Annotated in this window: 27 protein-coding genes; all 27 read left to right on the plus strand. The window is 40.2% G+C overall.

All coding sequences use genetic code 11. The features are described 5' to 3' along the window. Window positions 1–20 precede the first annotated feature (20 nt). Window positions 21–2,096 carry a type I DNA topoisomerase gene (topA, locus tag CSV67_RS07140; protein WP_099630907.1) on the plus strand — a complete coding sequence of 692 codons (2,076 nt, stop codon included), beginning with the start codon at window positions 21–23 and terminating at the stop codon, window positions 2,094–2,096. 43 nt (window positions 2,097–2,139) lie between these two features. Further along, window positions 2,140–3,450, plus strand: coding sequence for an FADH(2)-oxidizing methylenetetrahydrofolate--tRNA-(uracil(54)-C(5))-methyltransferase TrmFO (gene trmFO, locus CSV67_RS07145; protein ID WP_099630908.1), 1,311 nt, complete (start codon window positions 2,140–2,142; stop codon window positions 3,448–3,450). A 381-nt stretch (window positions 3,451–3,831) separates the two neighbouring features. Continuing rightward, the gene (gene xerC / locus CSV67_RS07150; RefSeq protein WP_099630909.1) at window positions 3,832–4,731 is read left to right on the plus strand and encodes a tyrosine recombinase XerC; all 900 of its coding nucleotides are present in this window, start codon (window positions 3,832–3,834) and stop codon (window positions 4,729–4,731) included. Window positions 4,732–4,739: 8 nt separating this feature from the next. After that, window positions 4,740–5,279 (plus strand): ATP-dependent protease subunit HslV, encoded by a 540-nt coding sequence (gene hslV / locus CSV67_RS07155; RefSeq protein ID WP_099630910.1) that lies wholly within the window; start codon window positions 4,740–4,742, stop codon window positions 5,277–5,279. Window positions 5,280–5,282: 3 nt separating this feature from the next. Further along, entirely contained in the window at window positions 5,283–6,671 is a 1,389-nt protein-coding gene (gene hslU, locus CSV67_RS07160) for an ATP-dependent protease ATPase subunit HslU (protein ID WP_099631029.1), read from the plus strand. A gap of 86 nt (window positions 6,672–6,757) precedes the next feature. Next, window positions 6,758–7,534 (plus strand): GTP-sensing pleiotropic transcriptional regulator CodY, encoded by a 777-nt coding sequence (gene codY / locus CSV67_RS07165; protein ID WP_099630911.1) that lies wholly within the window; start codon window positions 6,758–6,760, stop codon window positions 7,532–7,534. Between the two features lie 542 nt (window positions 7,535–8,076). Further along, window positions 8,077–8,466, plus strand: a complete 390-nt coding sequence (gene flgB, locus CSV67_RS07170) for a flagellar basal body rod protein FlgB (protein ID WP_099630912.1) — start codon at window positions 8,077–8,079, stop codon at window positions 8,464–8,466. 2 nt (window positions 8,467–8,468) lie between these two features. After that, the gene (gene flgC, locus CSV67_RS07175; RefSeq protein ID WP_099631030.1) at window positions 8,469–8,930 is read left to right on the plus strand and encodes a flagellar basal body rod protein FlgC; all 462 of its coding nucleotides are present in this window, start codon (window positions 8,469–8,471) and stop codon (window positions 8,928–8,930) included. 30 nt (window positions 8,931–8,960) lie between these two features. Beyond that, window positions 8,961–9,269 (plus strand): flagellar hook-basal body complex protein FliE, encoded by a 309-nt coding sequence (gene fliE / locus CSV67_RS07180; RefSeq protein ID WP_099630913.1) that lies wholly within the window; start codon window positions 8,961–8,963, stop codon window positions 9,267–9,269. Between the two features lie 61 nt (window positions 9,270–9,330). Beyond that, window positions 9,331–10,932: a flagellar basal-body MS-ring/collar protein FliF gene (fliF, locus tag CSV67_RS07185; RefSeq protein ID WP_099630914.1), complete on the plus strand. Its 1,602-nt coding sequence runs from the start codon at window positions 9,331–9,333 to the stop codon at window positions 10,930–10,932. 13 nt (window positions 10,933–10,945) lie between these two features. Further along, window positions 10,946–11,959 (plus strand): flagellar motor switch protein FliG, encoded by a 1,014-nt coding sequence (fliG, locus tag CSV67_RS07190; protein ID WP_085133234.1) that lies wholly within the window; start codon window positions 10,946–10,948, stop codon window positions 11,957–11,959. Then, window positions 11,952–12,725 carry a flagellar assembly protein FliH gene (gene fliH / locus CSV67_RS07195; RefSeq protein ID WP_158232898.1) on the plus strand — a complete coding sequence of 258 codons (774 nt, stop codon included), beginning with the start codon at window positions 11,952–11,954 and terminating at the stop codon, window positions 12,723–12,725. Before fliG ends, fliH begins: the two co-directional genes overlap by 8 nt. Next, entirely contained in the window at window positions 12,722–14,062 is a 1,341-nt protein-coding gene (gene fliI / locus CSV67_RS07200) for a flagellar protein export ATPase FliI (protein WP_099630916.1), read from the plus strand. The genes fliH and fliI overlap by 4 nt, the downstream gene beginning before the upstream one ends. Continuing rightward, entirely contained in the window at window positions 14,059–14,511 is a 453-nt protein-coding gene (fliJ, locus tag CSV67_RS07205; RefSeq protein WP_099630917.1) for a flagellar export protein FliJ, read from the plus strand. Before fliI ends, fliJ begins: the two co-directional genes overlap by 4 nt. A gap of 1 nt (window position 14,512) precedes the next feature. Continuing rightward, window positions 14,513–15,124, plus strand: a complete 612-nt coding sequence (locus tag CSV67_RS07210) for a MotE family protein (RefSeq protein WP_099630918.1) — start codon at window positions 14,513–14,515, stop codon at window positions 15,122–15,124. Window positions 15,125–15,153: 29 nt separating this feature from the next. Then, entirely contained in the window at window positions 15,154–16,560 is a 1,407-nt protein-coding gene (locus tag CSV67_RS07215; protein ID WP_099630919.1) for a flagellar hook-length control protein FliK, read from the plus strand. 3 nt (window positions 16,561–16,563) lie between these two features. Further along, the gene (gene flgD / locus CSV67_RS07220) at window positions 16,564–17,253 is read left to right on the plus strand and encodes a flagellar hook assembly protein FlgD (RefSeq protein WP_233192575.1); all 690 of its coding nucleotides are present in this window, start codon (window positions 16,564–16,566) and stop codon (window positions 17,251–17,253) included. 17 nt (window positions 17,254–17,270) lie between these two features. Continuing rightward, entirely contained in the window at window positions 17,271–17,642 is a 372-nt protein-coding gene (locus CSV67_RS07225; protein ID WP_099630920.1) for a TIGR02530 family flagellar biosynthesis protein, read from the plus strand. An 83-nt stretch (window positions 17,643–17,725) separates the two neighbouring features. Further along, window positions 17,726–18,541: a flagellar basal body rod protein FlgG gene (flgG, locus tag CSV67_RS07230; RefSeq protein WP_099630921.1), complete on the plus strand. Its 816-nt coding sequence runs from the start codon at window positions 17,726–17,728 to the stop codon at window positions 18,539–18,541. A gap of 54 nt (window positions 18,542–18,595) precedes the next feature. Further along, window positions 18,596–18,820 carry a flagellar FlbD family protein gene (locus tag CSV67_RS07235; RefSeq protein WP_085133241.1) on the plus strand — a complete coding sequence of 75 codons (225 nt, stop codon included), beginning with the start codon at window positions 18,596–18,598 and terminating at the stop codon, window positions 18,818–18,820. Next, complete coding sequence (gene fliL / locus CSV67_RS07240; RefSeq protein WP_099630922.1) at window positions 18,810–19,241, plus strand: flagellar basal body-associated protein FliL; 432 nt, start codon at window positions 18,810–18,812, stop codon at window positions 19,239–19,241. Before CSV67_RS07235 ends, fliL begins: the two co-directional genes overlap by 11 nt. 48 nt (window positions 19,242–19,289) lie before the next feature. After that, window positions 19,290–20,291, plus strand: a complete 1,002-nt coding sequence (gene fliM, locus CSV67_RS07245) for a flagellar motor switch protein FliM (RefSeq protein WP_099630923.1) — start codon at window positions 19,290–19,292, stop codon at window positions 20,289–20,291. Beyond that, on the plus strand, window positions 20,284–21,462 hold the full coding sequence (gene fliY, locus CSV67_RS07250) for a flagellar motor switch phosphatase FliY (protein WP_099631032.1): 1,179 nt from the start codon (window positions 20,284–20,286) through the stop codon (window positions 21,460–21,462). The genes fliM and fliY overlap by 8 nt, the downstream gene beginning before the upstream one ends. A 22-nt stretch (window positions 21,463–21,484) precedes the next feature. After that, window positions 21,485–21,847 (plus strand): response regulator, encoded by a 363-nt coding sequence (locus CSV67_RS07255; protein WP_099630924.1) that lies wholly within the window; start codon window positions 21,485–21,487, stop codon window positions 21,845–21,847. Between the two features lie 9 nt (window positions 21,848–21,856). Further along, window positions 21,857–22,522 carry a flagellar biosynthetic protein FliO gene (locus tag CSV67_RS07260; RefSeq protein WP_099630925.1) on the plus strand — a complete coding sequence of 222 codons (666 nt, stop codon included), beginning with the start codon at window positions 21,857–21,859 and terminating at the stop codon, window positions 22,520–22,522. Next, window positions 22,515–23,180 carry a flagellar type III secretion system pore protein FliP gene (gene fliP, locus CSV67_RS07265; RefSeq protein ID WP_083035438.1) on the plus strand — a complete coding sequence of 222 codons (666 nt, stop codon included), beginning with the start codon at window positions 22,515–22,517 and terminating at the stop codon, window positions 23,178–23,180. The genes CSV67_RS07260 and fliP overlap by 8 nt, the downstream gene beginning before the upstream one ends. 11 nt (window positions 23,181–23,191) lie before the next feature. After that, window positions 23,192–23,461 (plus strand): flagellar biosynthesis protein FliQ, encoded by a 270-nt coding sequence (fliQ, locus tag CSV67_RS07270; protein WP_099630926.1) that lies wholly within the window; start codon window positions 23,192–23,194, stop codon window positions 23,459–23,461. Window position 23,462: the final 1 nt, after the last annotated feature.

Consider the following 23,462-nt stretch of genomic DNA (forward strand, 5'->3'; position numbering starts at 1 on the left):
CTCTCTGAGGAGGGAACGATATGGCAGATTACTTAGTAATAGTGGAATCGCCTGCTAAAGCGAAAACGATTGAACGTTACTTAGGAAAGAAGTATAAAGTCAGTGCATCACTCGGTCATTTACGCGATTTACCCCGCAGTCAAATGGGTGTAGATACCGAAAATAATTATGAACCGAAGTATATTACAATCCGAGGTAAAGGACCGATACTTCAAGATTTGAAAAAAGAAGCGAAAAAAGCGAAGAAAGTTTTCCTCGCAGCTGACCCGGATCGCGAAGGAGAAGCGATAGCTTGGCATTTATCACATCAATTAGGTGTAGATATAGAATCAGATTGCCGCGTGGTGTTCAATGAAATTACAAAAGAGGCAATTAAAGAATCATTTAAACACCCCCGTCCAATTGATATGGATTTAGTAGATGCGCAGCAAGCAAGAAGGATTTTGGATAGACTAGTAGGCTATAACATCAGTCCGATTCTTTGGAAGAAAGTTAAGAAAGGATTATCCGCGGGGCGTGTGCAATCAGTTGCTTTGCGTTTGATTATCGATCGGGAAAATGAAATCAATGCATTTGAGCCTGAAGAGTATTGGTCCATCACTTCACAATTCACTAAAGATGATAAAACGTTTGAAGGGCAATTTTACGGCGATGCAGTTGAGAGAGTGAAACTAACGAATCAAGAACAAGTGGAAAAAATCGTCAATTCGATAAAACCGGACGAATTCGAAGTATCCACAGTAGTGAAGAAAGAACGTAAACGTAATCCAGCGTTGCCGTTCACTACATCATCACTTCAGCAGGAGGCAGCACGCAAGCTGAACTTCCGCGCAAGGAAGACGATGATGCTTGCGCAACAATTATATGAAGGAATTGCGATTGGAAAAGAAGGTACAGTTGGTTTAATTACTTATATGCGTACCGACTCGACGAGAATTTCTGATACCGCAAGAGAAGAAGTGAAGTCATTCATCCATACGATGTACGGTGAAGAGTTTATTTCAACTAGTACGAAAAAAACGAAAGCTAAAGCGAAGACGCAGGATGCGCACGAAGCAGTAAGACCTACTTCAGCTATGCGTCCCCCGGATGCCATGAAAGCGTTTTTAACAAGAGACCAACATCGTCTTTATAAACTAATTTGGGAACGTCTCATCGCTAGTCAAATGGCACCGGCTGTTTTGGATACAGTGACTGCAGATTTCTTAAATGGAGATATCCGTTTTAGAGCATCGGGATCTCAAGTGAAATTCCCGGGGTTTATGAAAGTATATATTGAAGGCAATGATGATCAACAAGAAGAAAAAGAAAATATATTACCGCCACTTGAAGAAGGTGAGCGTATTAAATATGCAGACGTGGATCCGAAACAGCATTTCACACAGCCACCGCCTAGATATTCGGAGGCGCGTTTAGTGAAGACGCTTGAGGAGCTAGGTATAGGGAGACCTTCTACGTATGCACCTACTCTTGACACCATTCAAAAGCGTGGCTATGTCACACTAGATGCCAAGCGGTTTATTCCGACAGAACTTGGAGTAATCGTTCATCAGGCAGTTAATCAATACTTCCCTGATATCATTGACATCGAATTTACGAGGCAGATGGAACAACGTCTTGACCATGTGGAAGAAGGTACGATCGAATGGCGTACAGTGATCGATGATTTCTATCGTGATTTCGAAAAGCACGTAGAAGTAGCAGATGCCGAAATGGAAAAGATTGAAATCAAAGATGAGCCAGCGGGTGAAGATTGTGAGAAATGTAGTTCTCCAATGGTCTACAAGATGGGCCGTTACGGAAAATTCATGGCATGCTCCAACTTCCCAGATTGTCGTAATACGAAGGCCATTATCAAACCAATTGGTGTAAAATGTCCAAAGTGTAAAGAAGGCGAAGTCGTCGAGCGAAAAAGTAAGACGAAGAGAATTTTCTTTGGTTGTGATCAATATCCTGAATGTGACTATGTTTCATGGGATAAACCAATCTCAAGACCGTGTCCGAAATGTCAGCACACAATGGTCGAAAAACGATTGAAAAAAGGTGTTCAAATCCAATGTACGGAATGTGATTATAAGGAAGAACCACAAAACTAGTAAGTTAGAAATAATTCAACATAATGAGAAAGAGGTAGTTGAAATGACGCAAATTGTAAATGTGATCGGTGCAGGGTTGGCTGGAAGTGAGGCAGCTTGGCAATTAGCTAATAGGGGAGTTCAAGTGAAATTATTCGAAATGCGTCCTGTGAAGCAAACCCCTGCCCATCATACAGATAAATTTGCGGAGTTAGTATGCAGTAACTCGTTACGTGCGAATAATCTGACAAACGCAGTAGGTGTCATCAAAGAAGAGATGCGCCAATTAAATTCATTGATTATTCAAGCGGCGGATGATTGCGCGGTACCTGCTGGCGGAGCGCTTGCAGTAGATCGACACGAATTCGCTGGCAACGTCACTGAGAAGGTCCGGAATCATCCGAATATAGAAGTGATCAATGAAGAAGTGAAAAAAGTACCGGAAGGAATTACGGTAATCGCATCTGGTCCATTAACATCTCCAGCATTAGCTGAAGAAATTAGACAGCTAACTGGTGAGGATTATTTATATTTCTATGATGCTGCGGCTCCCATCGTAGAGGCTGATTCCATTGATATGGATAAAGTTTATTTGAAATCACGCTATGATAAAGGTGAAGCAGCCTATTTAAACTGTCCTATGAACGCGGAGGAATTCGAGCGTTTCTATGAGGCTTTAACATCAGCTGAAGTGGCGCCTTTAAAAGATTTTGAGAAAGAACTTTACTTTGAAGGATGTATGCCAATTGAAGAGATGGCGAAGCGCGGTGTGAAAACGATGTTATTCGGTCCTTTAAAACCGGTTGGACTTGAAGACCCTAAAACAGGAAAAGAACCAATAGCAGTTGTTCAGTTACGCCAGGACAACGCAGCGGGAACATTATATAACCTAGTAGGATTTCAGACGCATCTAAAATGGGGAGCCCAGAAAGAAGTATTGAAACTGATACCTGGATTAGAAAATGTGGATATCGTACGTTACGGCGTAATGCATCGTAATACATTCATCAACTCCCCTAGAGTATTGAACTGCACATATCAACTGAAATCACAACCAACCATCCTATTTGCCGGTCAAGTAACAGGGGTAGAAGGCTATGTTGAATCAGCAGGATCAGGATTGATTGCAGGTATTAATGCGGCACAATTGGCAAAAGGCAAGAGACCGGTCCGATTTCCAAGAGAAACGGCACTTGGCAGCATGGCGCGTTATATTACGGAAGCTGATCCAAATAACTTCCAGCCGATTAACATCAACTTCGGATTATTCCCTGAGCTGAATAGGCGCTATAGAACAAAAGCCGAACGAGCGGACAAACATGCGACACGCGCATTGGATGCATTACAAGAATTTAAATCTACGACAAAATTATAAAAAACTTTACTTTAACAACTTAAAGACGAACTGAAGTTAGGACTCCATCTAATCGGAGTTTTATCTTCAGTTTTTTGTTGTGGTCGCATTGTGCAACTTTCTAGTTGGTATAACGTCTTACAATTAGGGAAATGATGAACAGTATGATAAATAATTACTTAGTATTAAAGTAATTTGACTGTTATGTGACGGAAATGGTTCTTTAATTTAAAAATGATAAAGAATCAGTTTTTCAAAGTTGCCCAATAATCCTTGCTAATGTATAGTGTTTAATGGACTACATTCGGCTTTGATAGTTTATATCGCACTATATATAATCAACAATCTTTCGTATTTTCAGGTGCACGTTGTACGATGATCAATTCGTATTGAGGTGATAAAATGATTCCTGAAATAAAACAATTGGCAGAAGAATATGTATCCTATATTCGACTAGAGAAAAACTACTCATCCTACACGGTCGCGGAGTATGAAAAAGACCTTCGGGATTTTTTATTGTTTCTGCAAGAAGAGGGAATTGGGAAGTTGGAAGACGTCGACTATCCTGTAGCTAGATTATATGTTACACGTTTATATAATCGTTCGTATGCAAGAACAAGCATTTCCAGGAAAATATCAGCCATTCGGTCATTTTTTACATTCATTAATGCTCGTTACGGGATTGAAGATCAAGCATTTCGATTATTGTATCATCCGAAGCAAGAAGAACGCCTTCCTGCTTTTTTCTATCAGCAAGAGTTGGAAAAGCTTTTTGAAGTTACGACGGGTGAGGATTTTCGCTCTTTGCGTGATCGTGCTTTACTCGAGTTGCTTTATGCGACGGGAATCCGTGTTGGGGAACTAGTAGAAATCGAAGTGCAAGATGTGGATCATTATTTAGGAATTGTAAAAGTAATGGGTAAAGGACGGAAAGAACGTTTTGTGCCATTTGGAAGTTTTGCAGGGGAAGCATTGCAGAACTATATAGACAGTAGTCGGCCACAATTGATAAAGCAAAAGAAGCATACAAAACTGTTTGTCAATTTACGTGGAGATCCTTTGACGGATCGTGGCGTGCGCTATGTATTAGATGACTTAATGAAGAGAGCGTCCTTGCATACTAATATTACGCCACATATGATTCGCCATACGTTTGCGACACATTTGCTTGGCGCAGGTGCGGATCTTCGGTCAGTACAAGAGCTGCTGGGACATAGCCATTTATCTTCAACTCAAGTCTATACCCATGTCACAAATGAACACTTACGCCAAACTTATTTACAAACGCACCCTCGTGCTTAGGAGGAACTATAATGAAATTTCATGCAACAACGATATTTGCTATTCATCATGATGGGCAATGTGCAATGTCAGGTGATGGGCAAGTGACGATGGGCGAGTCGGTCGTCATGAAGCACACAGCGAAGAAAGTTCGTAGATTATTCAACGGCAAAGTCTTAGCTGGTTTTGCTGGTTCCGTAGCGGATGCATTTACGCTATTTGACTTATTTGAGGCTAAACTCAATGAATACGATGGAAATCTTCAACGCGCGTCAGTTGAACTTGCTAAAGAATGGCGTGGAGATAGGATCTTACGTAAGTTAGAAGCACTGTTACTCGTTATGGATGAAAATACACTATTACTTGTTTCAGGTACTGGTGAAGTAATAGAGCCGGATGATGGGGTATTGGCAATCGGTTCCGGAGGCAATTATGCACTAGCGGCTGGACGTGCACTGAAGAAGCACAGCCATGAATTAACGGCGGAAGAAATAGCTAAAATTTCACTTGAGACAGCTGCCGATATTTGTGTGTTTACTAATCATAATATTATCGTGGAGGTGCTTTAAGTGATGAAGCAGGAAATGACTCCTAAAGCGCTAACAGCGTATTTAAATCGTTATATTATTGGGCAGGAAAAAGCTAAAAAGGCTGTTGCGGTTGCTATGCGAAATCGTTATCGTCGTATGCAATTGTCTGCTGAGGAACAAGAAGAGATCATTCCGAAAAACATTTTGATGATTGGACCTACTGGTGTCGGGAAGACAGAAATTGCTCGAAGAATTGCCAAGTTAATTCATGCACCTTTCGTAAAGGTCGAAGCAACAAAGTTTACGGAAGTCGGATATGTAGGACGAGATGTAGAGTCAATGATTCGCGATTTAACCGAAGTCGGAGTACGAATGGTAAAAGAAGATATGCGTGAAGCCGTAAAAGAGCAGTCCCAAAAGTTAGCGGAAGAACGTTTAGTAAAGCTATTGGTCCCTGAAGCGAAAAAGAATACCGAAGGTCAAAACCCTTTCGAAATGTTTTTCGGTCAAAAAACACAGCCTGAACCCGAACAAAAAGAAGATCAATCCGAAATTAGACGAAAGCGTTCAGACATCGCTGAACAACTTGCGAATGGTAGCATCGAAGAAAAAATGGTGACGGTAGAAGTACAAGCGCAACAACCCTCTTTATTTGATGCGTTGCAAGGGTCTGGTATGGATCAAATGTCGGGTATGCAAGACGCCTTATCTTCGCTTATGCCGAAGAAGAAAATTCAGCGTCGCATGAAAGTAAAAGATGCAAGAATTGTACTGGAAGCGGAAGAAGCGGATAAGTTAATTGATCAAGATGAAGTGGCACGTAAGGGAATCGAATTAACTGAACAGGCGGGAATTATTTTCCTGGACGAGATGGATAAAATAGCAAGTAGCAATCAAAAGTCTTCTGGGGAAGTCTCCCGTGAAGGTGTACAACGTGATATTTTGCCGATTGTTGAAGGTTCTACAGTCACAACAAAGTATGGCGCTGTTAAGACAGATTATATATTGTTCATTGCTGCTGGAGCATTCCATATGTCGAAGCCGTCCGATATTATTCCTGAGTTACAAGGTAGATTCCCAATTCGTGTAGAATTGGACAAATTGAAAAAAGATGATTTTGAGCGCATACTACGTGAACCGGATTTTTCTTTATTAAAACAATATGAACGCCTTCTTGCAACAGAAGAGGTTGAAATTGAATTTACGGATGAAGCGATCAGTAAACTGGCTGAAATCGCATTTGAAGTAAATAATGAAACAGAAAATATTGGCGCAAGAAGATTGCATACGATTTTGGAGAAGTTGTTAGAGGATTTATCATTCGAAGCAGCAGAAATCGGACCTGCATCTATCAAGATTACACCAGCATACGTGGATGAAAAGCTGGATGGAATTGTAAAGAACAAAGATTTGTCACATTTTATTCTATAAGGAAGTCGTAATAGTTTATTTAACGATTGAAAACCTTTAGAATATTCATTAAAGTCAGAAGAAATCCTTGAGGAGGAACAATAGAAATGAGTTTATTAGTTAAAACAAGAAAAATCAATGCAATGTTACAAAAAGGTGCAGGCGGTCCTGTTAACTTTAAAGAGATGGCAGAAGAGCTGAGCGATGTAATTGATTGTAATGCGTTTATCGTGAGTAGAAAAGGTAAATTACTTGGTTTAGAAATTCATCACCAAATTGATAATGATCGCATGAAAAAGATGTTTGAAGATCGTAAATTTCCTGAAGAGTATACAACTCGTTTGTTCCAGATTAATGAAACGTCTCCAAATATCGATATTGAGAGCGAACATACAGTATTCCCTGTCGAAAACAAAGAACTATTCCAAGAAGGTTTAACTACGATCGTACCTATCATTGGTGGTGGCGAACGCTTGGGTACTTTGATTCTTGCGCGATTAAAAGATGGTTTTACTGAAGATGATCTAATCCTTGCTGAATATGGTGCAACAGTAGTAGGTATGGAAATCTTACGTGAAAAGTCCGAGGAAATTGAACATGAAGCGCGTAGCAAAGCGGTTGTACAAATGGCGATCAACTCATTGTCTTACAGTGAGCATGAAGCGATTGAGCATATCTTCAAAGAGTTAGACGGAAACGAAGGATTGCTTGTAGCGTCTAAAATTGCCGACCGTGTGGGAATTACACGTTCAGTAATCGTCAATGCGCTCCGTAAACTTGAAAGTGCTGGCGTTATTGAATCGCGTTCTTTAGGAATGAAAGGTACGTATATTAAAGTATTGAACGATAAATTCTTAGAAGAGCTTGAAAAACACAATTCATAATAATAAATACCACTTTGAAGAATAGTGTGTAGAAACTGAAGGAATATCCGTAATTACGGATTTTCTTCGGTTTTTTATTTTTCTCAATAAATAAACACTTTTACTGAACCGGACTCATCTTGTTTTGTATACTACGTAGGGAAAAGTCATTCAATTATTAAAATGAGTAGAAGGAAGGATAGTGGGGAAATTTATAATATTTGATATCGCATTTTAATTTACATATTACGACAAATTATGCCAAAGAGACTCAAAGTTACATATAAAACAGCACTTACTAATTATATGAAAAATGAATTTATATGTTACTAAGTAATTAGTAGTAATGTATTTATTACTATGAAATATACAAAGTAGTTACTTTGAACTATAAAAAATATTATAAAACATTGGACAAAAATCATTAGTCTCCGCTACAATAGAGTAGTAGAAAAATAGAGTATATTATTTATTTAATATAGTATCAAAGAATAGTATGAAATAAGTAGAGTTCTGAGAAAAATCGCGAAAAATGAACTAAATGAGGGAAGGGTGGGGAAACGATGGAGATTTATGGTGGTACCATCAACCTGCTTGAAAAAGGATTGAATTACTCGTCTGCGAAAGGAAAAGCAATCTCGCAAAATATAGCGAATGTAGACACACCTAACTATAAAACTAAAAATGTTAACTTTAAAGAAGTGTTTTCTAATGAGAATAGTAAAGTTTTAGAAGCATATAAGACCGACTCCAAGCATTTAGACTTTACACATTCCACGCCAAGTAAAACATTCGACGTATCAAACTTCCGTTACCGACAAGATCGCAATGGCGTGGATATGGACAAACAACAGGCAGACTTAGCGGCAAATCAAATTTATAATTCAGCGCTAATAGAGCGATTAAATGGGAAATTCAATTCATTACAAAGTGTTATTAAAGGGGGACGTTGATGATGAGTATATTTCATAGTCTGAATTCATCGGCTTCTGCATTGACTGCTCAACGCTTACGTATGGATGTCATTTCTTCAAATATGGCGAATGTTGATTCAACTCGGGCCAAGCAAGTAGATGGCGAGTGGCAGCCGTATAGAAGAAAAACCGTCACGTTACAACCGAAGGAAGGACAGTTTTCTTCATTTTTGCAAGCGGCAAAGGGAGTTCACTCACATGGGAATGCAGGAAATGGAGTGGCCGTAACACGTGTGAAAGAAGATCGGGAGACTCCATTCAAATTGGTATTTGATCCCTCTCATCCAGATGCGAATGAAGAAGGGTATGTGGAAATGCCAAATATCGACCCTTTACGCGAAATGATTGATTTAATGTCTGCAACTAGATCGTATGAAGCGAATGTAACAGCGTTGAATGCAAATAAATCTATGTTAATGAAAGCATTGGAAATCGGAAAATAATATACTAGTATTCTATTAGGAGTGAACTAGATGGCAATACAATCAATTACAGGTGCTATGCCTGCTATGTCAATCCAGCAACCTGAAGTTAAAGCACAAAAAACACCTTTTGAAGCTCAACAGAATTTCTCGGCAATGTTAAACGACGCGATTCATCAAGTAAATGAAACACAAAAGGTCTCGGATACTATGACAGCAAAACTTGTAAAAGGTGAAGATGTCGATTTACATAATGTGATGATCTCGGCACAAAAGGCGAGTATCGCATTCAATGCAACAATGGAAGTGCGTAATAAAGTGGTAGAAGCATACCAAGAAATCATTAGAATGCCTGTCTAATTGATAGAAAGCACTAGGCGTAAATGGAATTGCGCCTAGTGAGGCTGACCGGGGGATTAGAATGAAAGAAAGATTGACAAAGCTCAGGGCGGATCTCAAAGCTTTCTGGGGAAGTCGAACAAAGAATCAAAAAATTATATATATAACGATAGCGGCTGGCATTATTGCGCTGGCGGTTTTTTTAACAATGACTATGTCCCGTACCACATATGTAACGCTTTATTCAGAAGTGTCGCCATCTGAGATTGGACGTATAAAAGAAGTCCTAGATGGACAAGGAGTACCTTACCTGGTGGAACCGGGCGGTACTGCAATTTCGGTACCTGAAAAACAACTGGATAATCTACGTGTATCACTAGCGGCAGAAGGATTTCCAGATTCCGGTCTAATCGATTATTCATTCTTCTCGGATAATGCGGGGTTTGGTACTACCGATAATGAATTTAATATGATTAAGCTTGCTGCGATGCAAACAGAATTAGCTAATCTAATAAAGGGAATAGAAGGTATTAAGGACGCAAAAGTAATGCTTACCTTACCGACAGAGGGAATTTTCGTAAATGACACAACATCAGAAGCTAGTGCAGCGATCATGTTAAAGACGAATCCCGGACAAAATTTTTCAGAGCAACAAATTACAGCACTTTATAATTTAGTATCAAAGAGCTTGCCTAATCTATCTAATGAGAATATCGTCATCCAGAACCAATATTTTGAGTACTTTGATCTAAAAGATTCAGGAAATTCTTACGGGGCTAATGTGACGGATCAAATGGACGTGAAAAAGACGATCGAGCGTGACTTACAACGACAGGTTCAAATGATGCTCGGTACGTTGATGGGACAAGATAAAGTAGTTGTGTCTGTTACGACAGATATCGACTTTAAGAAAGAACAACGTGAAGAGAACCTTGTGACGCCTGTCGATCCAGAAAACATGGAAGGTATTGCATTAAGTGTACAACGGATAACTGAATCATTCTCGGGTACGAATCCTGCAGTAGGCGGTACACCTGAAGCGGAAGATCCGACTGATAGTCGTACTACGTATGTTGAAGGTGAAGGTGGAAACGGTGATTACGAACGTCTAGAAGAAACAATTAATAATGAAGTAAATAGAATTAGAAAAGATATAGTAGAGAGCCCATACAAGATAAGTAATATCGGTATACAAGTTATGATTGAACCGCCTACTGCTGATGATCCAACTTCATTGGCTCCAGAAGTGCGACAAGATGTTGAACGAATTTTAGAGACAATAGTACGTACTTCATTGGACAAAGAAGTAGCTGGAGAATTAACCGATGAAATACTAGCTGAGAAAATAGCCGTTTCGGTTCAACCATTAAAAGGGAAAAACGCTGCGTTTGAAGATACTAAGACTGTCATCCCTTGGTGGGTATATTTGATTGGCGGTGTCTTGCTACTTGCAGTCATTGTTCTTGTTGTACTGTTCGTGCGCAAGAGACGCAACGAAGCAGAAATGGAAGAAGAGTTGGCAATGGAACAAGCTCAGACTCAATTTGATTCAGTACAAGTCGATGACATCAATATGGAACAAGAGACAGAAGCGACAGCTCGTAGAAAACAACTAGAAAAAATGGCTAAAGATAAACCAGAAGAGTTTGCGAAATTATTGCGAACATGGATCGCCAAGGAGTAACGGAGGGGTTTAGTTGGTTAAGAAAGATAAAGACATGTCAGGAAAACAAAAAGCTGCTCTTTTGCTTATCTCATTGGGGCCTGAGGTGTCGGCTTCAGTCTATAAGCATTTGAATGAAGAAGAGATTGAGCAACTGACGTTGGAGATTTCCGGTGTGAAAAAAGTGGAATCCTCTGTAAAAGAAGAAATTATTGAAGAATTTCATAATATCGCTCTTGCGCAGGATTATATTTCTCAGGGTGGGATTGGCTATGCCAAGACTGTACTTGAAAAAGCACTCGGAAAAGAACATGCCCAAGCAATCATTAACCGTCTGACATCTTCACTCCAAGTGCGACCGTTTGATTTTGCAAGACGCGCGGAACCATCGCAAATACTAAACTTTATCCAAAATGAACATCCGCAGACAATTGCATTAATTTTGTCTTATTTGGAAGCGGAGCAAGCAGGATTAATCTTGTCGCAGCTTCCGCAAGAAATGCAAGCGGATATTGCCAAACGAATAGCTACTATGGAATCAACCTCACCTGAAGTAATCAGTGAGATAGAAGCAGTACTTGAACGAAAATTATCATCTACTGTAACTCAAGACTTTACCGAAACAGGTGGCGTAGACGCAGTCGTTGAAGTGTTAAATGGCGTAGATCGTTCGACAGAGAAAACGATTCTGGATGCTCTTGAAATTCAAGATCCTGAGCTAGCCGAAGAAATTCGCAAAAGAATGTTTGTTTTCGAAGATATTATCACGTTGGATAACCGCTCAATTCAACGTGTCATCCGTGACTGTGAAAATGAAGACTTGATTTTAGCGATGAAAGTATCCAGTGAAGAAGTGAAAGATATATTATTCAAGAACATGTCACAACGTATGGCAGAATCTTTCAAGGAAGAAATGGATGTAATGGGTCCTGTTCGACTTCGTGACGTGGAGGAAGCGCAGTCTCGAATTGTAGGAATCATTCGCAGACTTGAAGATGCCGGAGAAATCATCATAGCGCGTGGTGGAGGAGATGACATCATTGTCTAATCTGTTTCGTTCCGAGCGAACTGTAATGAATCAACGTCCCACAAAAGCAATATCCATACGCAATTTGCAATCGATGGAACCCGCTGAGACAGTGGAGGAGCCAGTTAGCACAGGCGAGATGTTTATGGAACGCAATCGCTTGTTGCAAGAGATGGAGCAACGAAAGAATATTGTAGATACCGAAATTAAACAGCGATTGGATCAAGCAGCAGCGGATATCGAATCGATGCATGCAGCTTGGGAGAGTGAAAAAGAAGAACTGCAACAACGGGCATATGATGAAGGGTTTCAAGTCGGATTCGATGATGGGCGCAATAAAGCAATAGCGGAAATGCGTGAAATGGTAGAGGCTGCGAACGAAACTACTACATTATCTTACGAGAACGCAACGCAATATTTAATCAATCAAGAACGAGTAATTTTGAATATCGGAATGCACTCGGCGGAACGAATAATTAATAAAGCGTTAGAGGAAGACGAGGAGACGTATTTATCAATCGTACGTAAAGGGATTAAGGAAGCGCAAGAGAGCAAAGAGGTAAAATTATTCGTACCGACTGAACAGTTTAAAATGGTAACGACACATCGCTCTGAACTTGCTTCAATCTTTCCACCCGAAACTCCATTCCTTATTTTCGTCAATGAAGATTTCAATGCAACAGATTGTTTTATCGAAACGAACCATGGTCGAATCGTAGTAAGTGTAGATGAGCAACTGAATGAACTGAAAGAGCAATTGGTGAAAATCATGGAAGATGGTGTGTGAATTTGAAGAAAGCCGAAGATTTAATTCCAATCATTCCAAATATCAACACATTGAAAAAATATGGTCGGGTAATACGGGTTGTAGGATTATTAATAGAATCTGAAGGTCCTGAATCGTCGATCGGAGATGTATGTTTCATCCATTTGAATGTTCCTGAAGGAGGACGTTCTCTAATTCAAGCAGAAGTTGTAGGATTTAGGGAAGAAATTGTCATGCTGATGCCTTACACCGATATACGCAATATTTCAAGTGGCTGCTTAGTCGAAACATTAGGTAAGCCTCTTGAAGTGAAAGTGGGTATGAATCTATTGGGAAAAGTCCTCGACTCTTTAGGGAAACCTATTGATTCAAGCGCGTTACCTAAAGGTTTGGCAACTGTTCGTACAGAAAACAGTCCACCGAACGTTTTGACACGTCCTACTATTAACGACAAGTTAGCTGTAGGGGTGAAAGCCATCGATGGAATGTTAACGGTGGGTAGCGGTCAGCGTGTAGGGATTTTCGCAGGTTCGGGTGTTGGTAAAAGTACATTGTTAGGGATGATTGCACGCAATACAGAAGCGGATATTAACGTTATCGCCCTTATAGGAGAACGTGGCCGGGAAGTCCGTGAGTTTATCGATAGAGACCTAGGACCAGAAGGTTTAAAAAGAACAATCGTAGTTGCAGCGACTTCTGATCAGCCCGCACTTATGCGAATTAAAGGCGCCATGACAGCAACTGCTATTGCAGAGTACTTCCGGGATAAAGGTCTGAACGTTATGTTGATGATGGACTCCGTCACACGCGTAGCCATGGCGCAGCGTGAGATTGGTCTAGCGGTAGGTGAACCGCCTGCAACGCGAGGCTATACGCCTTCTGTTTTCGCTATTCTACCAAAATTATTAGAACGTAGTGGAACTAATGAAAAAGGAGCGATCACTGCATTCTACACAGTGCTAGTTGATGGTGATGATATGAATGAGCCGATAGCGGATGCTGTGCGAGGTATTCTTGACGGTCATATAGTCTTGGATCGTACGCTTGCTAATAAAGGTCAGTACCCCGCGATCAATATTTTGAAAAGTGTCAGTCGTCTGATGAATCACATTGCAGATCCTGACCATTTGAAAGCGGCCGCAAAATTACGCGAACTGTATTATGCCTACGATAAATCTGAGGACTTAATTAATATTGGTGCATATAAAAAAGGGACGTCACGCGAAATCGATGAAGCGATTGAATATGAACCAATCATTACCGACTTTCTAAAACAGAAATTTAATGAGAATATTCAATTGGAAGATACGGTAAATGAAATGATTGCGTTAGCTTCTGGAGGAGGAGAACGTAGATGACTTCTTTCCGTTATCGTTTTGATAAAGTGCTGAATTTACGGGAACAAGAACGTGATGAGACAGAAATGGCTTATAAAGAGGCGATTGAAGAATTTGAAAAAATCGCAACACAACTGTATGACCAGATGAAAAAGAAAGAAACGGTCTTAGAAGAACAGCAACAACGAATGACAACAGGTTTTTCCATCGATGATTTGCACAGTTACTCCCGATTCATTAATACACTTGACCTAACGATTGATCATATTCAGCAAGAAGTGATGAAGTCTCGTTCGAAAATGAATTGGTATGAATCACAATTGCTGGAGAAAAATATCGAAGTGAAGAAGTTTGAAAAAATGAAGAAAATTGGGAAAGAACAATATGATGCCGAAATGGAACACATAGAGATAAATCGAATTGACGAACTATCGACGATGAAGTTTCGTTCAAGAGAAGACGGGTGGTAAAGTGGCTAAATTGAAAAAGAAAAAAGAGGCTGAAGAATCAGTTGAAAGGCAAAGCAAAAAGTCTATTGGCTTTTTCCAAATATTGCTCGCCTGGATCATCATACCTCTTATGTTCACAACGGCAGTCGTTTTAATCATAGCCAAAGTAGCTGATGTAAACGTCTTTGATCAGGCGAAAGAGTGGACGTCAAAAGTTCCATTCCTTGAACAAAAAGCACCTGATGAAAAGGTCGAAGGAGATCTAATATTAGAGGAACGGGTCATTTCTCTTCAAGCAGAGATTCAAGAAAAAGAAGCGCAATTATTTGAAGTTCAAGATGAACTTACACAAGTAAAAGATTCGAACGAAACGCTTGTAATAGAAAAAGAAAAATTGAATGAAGAAATCGAAAAATTAAAACTAGCGCAAAGTGAATCTAAGCGTGATTTCAAAGAAATTATAACGACTTACGAGCAAATGTCGGCCAAATCTTCAGCTCCTGTTATTACAAAAATGGGAGATGCGGAAGCTGTCCAAATATTATCTAGTCTAAAGCCCGCTACTTTAGCAGCTATCCTAGAGAAAATGTCCCCTGAAGATGCAGCTAAATATACTTCTATGCTTACAAAGTAGTATAATGGTATTTGAGGGAGGTGAAAAAAGTGAATTTAGGACTATTAATGAATGTGAGTTCTTCAGGGATGCCTTTGAAATCATCTATTCCTACAGTTAATAATGGGAGTGAAGGATTTGGAAGTGTGTTTCAGGGTCTCATGTCTGCTATTTCTGTTCCGGCTAAGCAACAAATAGTGGGTACTAATCAAGAGCTAACTACATTAGCAGGTCATGTTCTCAACACCGATTCCTTAGAAAAGTTAGAAGGAATGGTTGAGGAGTTAAAGCAATCTGTTAAGTCACCCGTTGTAGCGCAGCTAGTAAAAGAGTCTAGACTGCTTCAAACACAGTTAGTAAATGAAGTGACTGTCAAAAAAATGTTATCTGGAATAGTAGAAGAAGAACAGCTTCAAAACAATCCAGTTTTGTTAAATGAAGATGTTGAAATGAAATTAACGAATATAGTAAATCTGCAGAAGTTTCCTAGTCTGCAACAATTAGCACATCAAATTAGCGAAGAACCTGATAAACTAATAGAAACGATTACAAACGTCCTAGAAAATGCCGGTATGACCAAAGAACAGTTTGATCAGTTAGCAGCAACAGGAGACATATGGTTTGTGCTCGATGTGTTACAACAATTACCAACTGAAAACATTAAAGAAGCTTTGGGACAATTACCGCCAAAATCCGCAGTAGAATTGATCGCATTGCTAAAAGCAGTTGAACTGGCAGCAGCTAAGATGGATTTGTTTACAAAGCAAGTAGATCTCGTGAAAACGATCCAGCCGATTTTTTCACAAATCGCAAGTCAGTTAGAACAAAAGATCATACAACCTGAAGTGAAACACTCTGTACAAATTCCACCGACTATGCAAAACTTCATTCGAATTTCGACAGAACAAATGAGCGCAGATACCGAGCAGCAAAATCACCAGTCAAAGCCAAGTGAAACAGTGGCTCCATTGTCAGCTGTCGCTACTACTGAAACTAGACCAGTATTCCAAATGAATGCTACAGAGAAAGTACCGGAAAGCCGAAATGAGGCATTGATGCGGGAATTCCAAGCCATTTTGAACCGAGCAAACTTTGGCCAGACGAATGGAATGAATCGTATTTCAGTCAAACTGTATCCGGAACATCTTGGACAAATTCGTATTGAATTATTGGAAGTAAACGGTGTAATGACTGCGAGAATCTTGGCATCTACTGCAATGGCACGTGAAATGCTCGATAGCCAGATGCATCAGTTGCGTCAAGCTTTCAATCAACAAAATCTGCAAGTTGACCGAATTGACCTATCACAAACGCTGCAAGATCCATCGAAGAGCGATCGAGAACAGGCATTCAATAAGCAGAATCACCAACAAAAAGAACAAGCTACCGAACAAAATGAAAATCCGGATGAACAAGAACAAACATTCCAAGAATTCATGATTGAATTGGAGGCGTAAAAATTGCCAGAAGGAATAAATTCAGCAACAACGAAAAACGCGATTACTGAATCGATGTATTTAGTCAACAAGCAACGAGATCAACGGAAAACAGGACCCGATACGATGGGGAAAGACGCTTTTATGAAAATCTTAATTGCCCAGATGGCTAACCAAGATCCAACCAATCCGATGAAAGATACCGAGTTTGTCGCACAAATGGCGCAATTTTCATCATTGGAACAAACTATGAACTTGGCAAAAGCATTTGAAAAGTTCGCGGATTCACAAAACCAGAGTCAGTTAATTCAGTACAATAGCTTTGTAGGTAAAGAAATTCGTTGGCATGAAGTATCAGATAAAAAAGGTCAAGACGACAAGCCGATTATTAATGAAGGGACTGGCGTTATACAGTCTATTAAGTATATGAATGGTTCAGTAATCTTTACGATGGCGGATGGCAAAGAACTCTCGCCTGGAAACATTTCGGAAGTAATGGGAAATGGATCTAGTTCAGGAACTGGAGCAGTCGGTCAACCAAGCAGCCTAGTACAAGCCAGTATGTTAATTGGTAAGACAATAGGCTATATGGAAGGCGAAGAAGAACGTACAGGGAAAGTCGTATCGGTTACCAATAAAGAAGGTAGTCTGCATTATGTGTTGCAAGACGGCACGAAAATTGAAGGAAATCAATTTACTACTATAAGTGAATAATTGAATGGGGCGATGTTATGAACAAGATCGATATCCATCGCATTCCATCACCACCACCCATACGCCAAGGACAAATACAAGCACAGTCAAAGCAGTCATTTCTCGAACATTTACAGCAAGCAACGCAGCCTGAAAAACTAAAGATTAGTAAACATGCTAACGATCGGCTGCAAGAACGAGGCATTCAAATGACCGATGCAGAATGGGCGCACATCTCAGAGAAAGTAGACGAGGCGAAGAGGAAGGGAATCCACGATTCACTCGTGTTGACTGATCAAGCCGCACTCATTGTCAGTGCTAAAAACTCAACCGTCATCACCGCGATGAACCGAATGGAAGCGAAGGACCAACTATTTACGAATATTGACGGCACGATACTACTCAGCTAAACACGGCAGGACCTTAACAGGATGCCATCGCACCGCCGACTGATTGACGCGGTGCACTCTAAAACCGAGAGGGGAAACTATTTATGATTCGCTCAATGTATTCAGGAATTTCAGGATTAAAAAACTTCCAAACTAAGTTGGATGTAATCGGTAATAATATCGCTAATGTGAATACGTATGGCTTTAAGAAAGGGCGTACGGTGTTTAAGGATTTGTATTCGCAGACTGTTGCGGGGGCTTCTGAACCTGGAGGAAACCGTGGTGGTGTGAACCCAAAACAAGTCGGTTTAGGTTCCCAGTTAGCTACAATTGATACCATTCACTCGGGGGGATCGATGCAAACTACTGGTAATACATTAGATTTAGCTATTGAAGGTGATGGTTTTTTTGTAGTTGAAGATGGAACACAAAGATTTTATACAAGAGCAGGTAACTTTTATTTAGATGCAGGTGCAGATGCTGGAGCTACAGAAGGAACCTTAGTAGATAGCGATGGAAGGTTTGTTTTGGATGTTGAAGGAAATCAAATAACCGTGCCATTAGAAGCCACGTCTCTTTCTATAGGGCAGAATGGTGCGGTTAAATACGTAACTGAAGCTGATGGATTGACGGGAGAACAAGTAATTGCTATAGCTAAATTCAATAACCCGGGCGGACTTACAAAAGTGGGGGGGAATATGTATCAAGAATCCGCAAACTCAGGCGCTCCATCCGATGAATTAACTCCTCTTGAAGAAGGCCGAGGCGCAATCAAATCCGGTTCCCTAGAAATGTCCAACGTAGACCTATCCGAAGAATTCACAGAAATGATTGTTGCACAACGTGGTTTCCAAGCCAACACACGGATTATCACGACTTCAGACGAAATTTTACAAGAACTAGTAAACTTGAAACGATAACATAGTATAGTTTGAGAAGGAGGGTCGGGCCGGCCTTGGCCTGGCCCCTTACATATGATTAAAGTGACGAGATTGAATCGAACGACTTTTACGTTAAACGCATTGTACATAGAGAGAGTCGAGTCGTTTCCAGACACGACAATTACGTTGACGACTGGGTCAAAATATGTCGTGCTTGATTCAGCTGACGAAGTAAATAACCGAATCATTGAATTTTATCAAGCGGTCCAGCTGCTATCCAATCCGCATATCCGAGGTGATGAAGAAGATGAAGAATAAATTATTGACGATTTCATTAATTATCTTAGTGAGTATTACGTTGATCGGTGTCGTGGCGGTCGTATTGATATTGAATTTCAATAAGGATAGTGACGGAGAGGAAAAAGCACCGTCAATTGATGAAATTATTGAGGCGTCAGTGGATATGGAAGAAATTACGACGAATTTGTCTGGCCGTAATTTTGTCCGTATATCCCTAAAAATCCAGACAGACAGTAAAAAAGCAGCGGAGGAATTAACGAAGCGTGATTTCCAAGTGAAGAACCTCGCTATTCAAGAACTGTCTGAAATGACAGCGAAAGACCTTGAAGGAAAAGCAGGGAAACAGCAATTTGAAGATACTATTAAAGCGAAGCTAAACGAGCTGATGCAAGATGGTGAAATACAGAAGGTGTATATTGTCTCATATATCATACAGTGACGGCCGGAATGATCTACAAGAGAAATGTGCGCGATGGGAGGTGGGCCTATGTCGGGAGATGTACTGTCCCAAAATGAAATAGATGCGCTGCTGTCAGCTTTATCGACAGGTGAAATGTCAGCAGAAGAAATGAAGAAAGAAGAAGAAACAAGAAAAGTACGTGTCTATGATTTTAAGCGTGCACTTCGTTTCTCTAAAGATCAGATTCGGAGTTTGACTAGGATCCATGAAAACTTCGCCAGATTACTGACGACGTACTTCTCCGCTCAGCTGCGTACGTATGTACAAATTAATGTCATGTCAGTAGACCAGATTCCGTTTGAAGAATTCATTAGCTCGATACCCAATATGACATTGATCAATATATTTGATGTATCCCCCCTTGAAGGGAATATTTTGATGGAAGTCAATCCAAATGTCGCCTACTCGATGTTGGAGCGATTGATGGGTGGTTTTGGATCGAGTTCAGGAAAAACGGACAATATGACAGAAATTGAAACGAAGATCTTGACGAATTTGTTTGAACGTTCATTTGATAGCTTACGTGAAGCTTGGTCCGGGTTAATTGATATCGATCCGTATTTAACGGAAATGGAAGTCAATCCCCAATTTCTTCAAATGATTTCACCGAACGAAACCGTGGTCGTGATTTCATTCAATATTATGATTGGTGAATCTAGCGGTATGATCAACATGTGTATCCCGCACGTTGTGTTGGAACCTATTATTCCGAATCTTTCTGTGCAGTACTGGATGCAGACGAATAAGAAAGAACCTACCGCTGAGCAAAGTGTCGAATTGGAAAGACGAATTAAAAATGCAACACTCCCTATAGTTGCTGACCTTGGGAAAGGCCAGATCTCTATTGAAGATTTCTTGCACTTGCAGCTTGGTGATGTGATTTCATTGGATACAAGCATTGAGGAACCTTTAACAATAAGAATAGGGGAAAAGCCTAAATTCACAGCACAGCCGGGGAAATTACGTAATCGTATGGCTGTTCAAATACTGGAAATATTGACTACGGGAGAGGATGACGATGATGAGTGATAATATTCTCTCACAGGAAGAGATTGAAGCGTTGTTACGGGGTGAAACTCTGGAACCTATCCAAGCAGACGAACCTGAATCGGAAACTATCGATATTAGCGATTACTTGACCGAAATGGAGCAAGATGCTTTAGGTGAAATTGGTAATATCTCGTTCGGTAGTTCAGCAACAGCACTTTCTGCTTTATTGGGTCAAAAGGTAGAAATCACAACACCACAGCTGTCGCTAATCCAACGTGATAATTTGGAGGGGGATTTTGTCCATCCGTATGTAGCAATCAAGGTGGAATATACTGAAGGATTAAGCGGTGTCAATCTGTTGGTGATCAAACAGAGTGATGCGGCTATTATTGCAGATTTAATGCTTGGAGGAGACGGTATTACTCCAAATCAAGAGTTAAGTGAAATTCATTTGAGTGCAGTGCAAGAAGCAATGAATCAAATGATGGGATCTTCAGCGACTTCGATGTCTACCATCTTCAATAAAAAAGTAGACATTTCACCGCCCACTATTGATTTGATGAATATTCAAGTAGATCAGGGAACCGAAAATATTCCTGCGCATAATTTATTAATTCGTGTGTCTTTCAATTTGAAAGTTGGTGAGTTGATTGATTCTGATATTATGCAATTGTTCCCATTGGAGTTCGGTAAAAAATTAGTGTCTTCTCTAATGGGGGAAGAAGAAGCGGCTACTATGATGGAAGTACCACCTAGTCCACAGGCACCACAATATTCGGAACCAGAAGCGACATATGCACCAGAGCATACGCCAATGCAACAGCCGCAATCTGCATATCAAGCACCACCAAGTCAACAAACCGCAACACCACGTCAGACTCAGGAGCCAGTGCAAGTTCAGCAAGCAGAGTTTGCGAGTTTCCAAGCACCTTCTTTAAAAAAAGAAGAATCAAATAATTTGAATTTGCTACTTGATATACCGCTTCAAGTAACAGTAGAATTAGGACGTACGAAACGTTCTGTTAAAGAAATACTAGAAATGTCTGGTGGTTCAATTATTGAACTAGATAAATTGGCAGGGGAGCCGGTCGATATATTAGTCAATAATCGCTATATTGCAAAAGGTGAAGTCGTAGTCATTGACGAAAACTTCGGAGTGCGTATTACGGATATTTTAAGTCAAATGGATCGATTAAATAATTTACGATAGAAGATACTTGGAGGGAATATGAATGGGAAAACGAATTTTAGTAGTAGACGACGCGGCATTTATGCGCATGATGATCAAGGATATTTTAACAAAGAATAATTATGAAGTAGTAGGAGAGGCAGCAGACGGTGCTCAAGCTATTGAAAAGTATAATGAGTTGAAGCCGGATTTGGTTACAATGGATATCACGATGCCTGAAATGGATGGCATTGCGGCATTAAAAGCAATTAAAAGTACTAATCCATCTGCAACCATCATCATGTGTTCTGCAATGGGCCAACAAGCAATGGTAATCGATGCAATCCAAGCTGGAGCAAAAGACTTTATCGTTAAACCATTTCAGGCGGACCGTGTGATTGAAGCGATCGACAAAGCGTTGAGCTAAGAGCAACAGATGAATGTGAAACGAGTTATCTATTGTTTACTACTATTCTTTCTGTGCTTTACTATCACACCATTTGCACATGCAGAAACTAATCCTAATGTCAGCGTATCAGACTGTATTGGAAAAGATAAAGACTGCGAAGAGAAAGCTCCTGCTGCAGAAAGTGATAAAAAACTAGTAACCAATAATGAATTGGACGAGCCTAAAGGTCCCACAGCGAAAGATTATATCCGTACTCTTTTTGCTTTTGTATTTGTAATTGGTTTACTCGTGTGGTTACTGCGCTTCATGAACAAACGTAATAGAAACTTCGACTCGAATCGACTGATGACGAATATGGGCGGCGTTCCATTAGGTCAAAATAAGTCCATTCAACTAGTGAAAATGGGCAATCACTATTTTGTGGTCGGTGTTGGAGAAAATGTACAGTTGCTAAAGGAAATAGAAGATCCTGATGAAATTGCTGAATTACTTGCACGTTATGACCAAAGTGATGAAGTTCAGAAGGGACTATTTTCAAAACTGTATACTCGATTTTATTCAAAGGCTGAGCAAACACCTTCTGAAGAAGCCACTTTTAGTCAATTGTTTTCTACCAAAATGAATGAAATCAAATCTGATAGAAAAGAGCAATTAAAACATTTAAATCGGAAGGAGAGCGACCGCGATGGTTGATTTTCTGGGTACATTCTCTGACAGTGATCCCACCAATGTCTCAACTTCCATTAAGATGTTGCTATTACTTACGGTATTGTCACTTGCACCAGCAATTTTAATCTTGATGACTTCGTTTGCTAGGATCATTATCGTCCTGTCATTTGTTCGGACGGCGCTAGCTACACAGCAAATGCCTCCTAACCAAGTTTTGGTTGGGTTAGCATTATTTCTGACGTTCTTCATCATGTCGCCTGTATTATCTCAAGTGAATGAAGAAGCATTAACACCTTTGTTTGATGAAGAAATCAGTTTGGACGAAGCATACGAGCGGGCCAGTGTGCCATTCAAAGAATTTATGAGCCAACATACAAGACAGAAAGATTTAGAATTATTCATGCGCTATAACCAGATGGAGCGACCGGATACAATTGAAGATATTCCGCTAACTATGATGGTGCCTGCTTTCGCCCTCAGTGAAATTAAGACAGCATTTCAAATGGGCTTTATGATTTTCATTCCCTTTCTCGTTATCGATATGATCGTAGCCAGTGTGCTTATGTCTATGGGTATGATGATGCTTCCACCCGTTATGATTTCATTACCATTCAAGATATTATTATTTGTACTAGTTGACGGTTGGTATCTCATTATCCAGTCATTGCTACAAAGCTTTTAGGGGGGATTTGAATGACGAGTGAATTTGTTATATCCATTGCAGAACGGTCAGTTTGGGTTATTCTCCTCGCTTCGGGACCTCTCTTAATCGTAGCGTTAGTAACGGGGCTTGCCGTAAGTATCTTTCAGGCAACTACACAAATTCAAGAACAGACATTGGCATTCGTGCCGAAAATCATAGCGGTTATGGTTGCTATCATATTTTTTGGACCTTGGATGTTATCCTATGTCACCGGCTATGCTAGTGAAATCTTTTCCAATCTCTCTAGGTACGTTGGGTGAT

This window comes from Sporosarcina sp. P2 (genome assembly GCF_002743255.1).
Classification (GTDB): Bacteria; Bacillota; Bacilli; order Bacillales_A; family Planococcaceae; genus Sporosarcina.

Coding starts and splice junctions, on each gene's coding strand:
- topA (WP_099630907.1), top strand. CDS start 21: ATGGCAGATTACTTAGTAATAGTGGAATCGCCTGCTAAAGCGAAAACG.
- flgB (WP_099630912.1), top strand. CDS start 8,077: ATGGAGATTTATGGTGGTACCATCAACCTGCTTGAAAAAGGATTGAAT.
- hslU (WP_099631029.1), top strand. CDS start 5,283: ATGAAGCAGGAAATGACTCCTAAAGCGCTAACAGCGTATTTAAATCGT.
- fliF (WP_099630914.1), top strand. CDS start 9,331: ATGAAAGAAAGATTGACAAAGCTCAGGGCGGATCTCAAAGCTTTCTGG.
- trmFO (WP_099630908.1), top strand. CDS start 2,140: ATGACGCAAATTGTAAATGTGATCGGTGCAGGGTTGGCTGGAAGTGAG.
- fliE (WP_099630913.1), top strand. CDS start 8,961: ATGGCAATACAATCAATTACAGGTGCTATGCCTGCTATGTCAATCCAG.
- flgC (WP_099631030.1), top strand. CDS start 8,469: ATGAGTATATTTCATAGTCTGAATTCATCGGCTTCTGCATTGACTGCT.
- fliL (WP_099630922.1), top strand. CDS start 18,810: ATGAAGAATAAATTATTGACGATTTCATTAATTATCTTAGTGAGTATT.
- codY (WP_099630911.1), top strand. CDS start 6,758: ATGAGTTTATTAGTTAAAACAAGAAAAATCAATGCAATGTTACAAAAA.
- CSV67_RS07225 (WP_099630920.1), top strand. CDS start 17,271: ATGAACAAGATCGATATCCATCGCATTCCATCACCACCACCCATACGC.
- CSV67_RS07235 (WP_085133241.1), top strand. CDS start 18,596: ATGATTAAAGTGACGAGATTGAATCGAACGACTTTTACGTTAAACGCA.
- xerC (WP_099630909.1), top strand. CDS start 3,832: ATGATTCCTGAAATAAAACAATTGGCAGAAGAATATGTATCCTATATT.
- fliP (WP_083035438.1), top strand. CDS start 22,515: ATGGTTGATTTTCTGGGTACATTCTCTGACAGTGATCCCACCAATGTC.
- fliY (WP_099631032.1), top strand. CDS start 20,284: ATGAGTGATAATATTCTCTCACAGGAAGAGATTGAAGCGTTGTTACGG.
- fliJ (WP_099630917.1), top strand. CDS start 14,059: ATGACTTCTTTCCGTTATCGTTTTGATAAAGTGCTGAATTTACGGGAA.
- fliQ (WP_099630926.1), top strand. CDS start 23,192: ATGACGAGTGAATTTGTTATATCCATTGCAGAACGGTCAGTTTGGGTT.
- fliM (WP_099630923.1), top strand. CDS start 19,290: ATGTCGGGAGATGTACTGTCCCAAAATGAAATAGATGCGCTGCTGTCA.
- CSV67_RS07255 (WP_099630924.1), top strand. CDS start 21,485: ATGGGAAAACGAATTTTAGTAGTAGACGACGCGGCATTTATGCGCATG.
- CSV67_RS07260 (WP_099630925.1), top strand. CDS start 21,857: ATGAATGTGAAACGAGTTATCTATTGTTTACTACTATTCTTTCTGTGC.
- flgG (WP_099630921.1), top strand. CDS start 17,726: ATGATTCGCTCAATGTATTCAGGAATTTCAGGATTAAAAAACTTCCAA.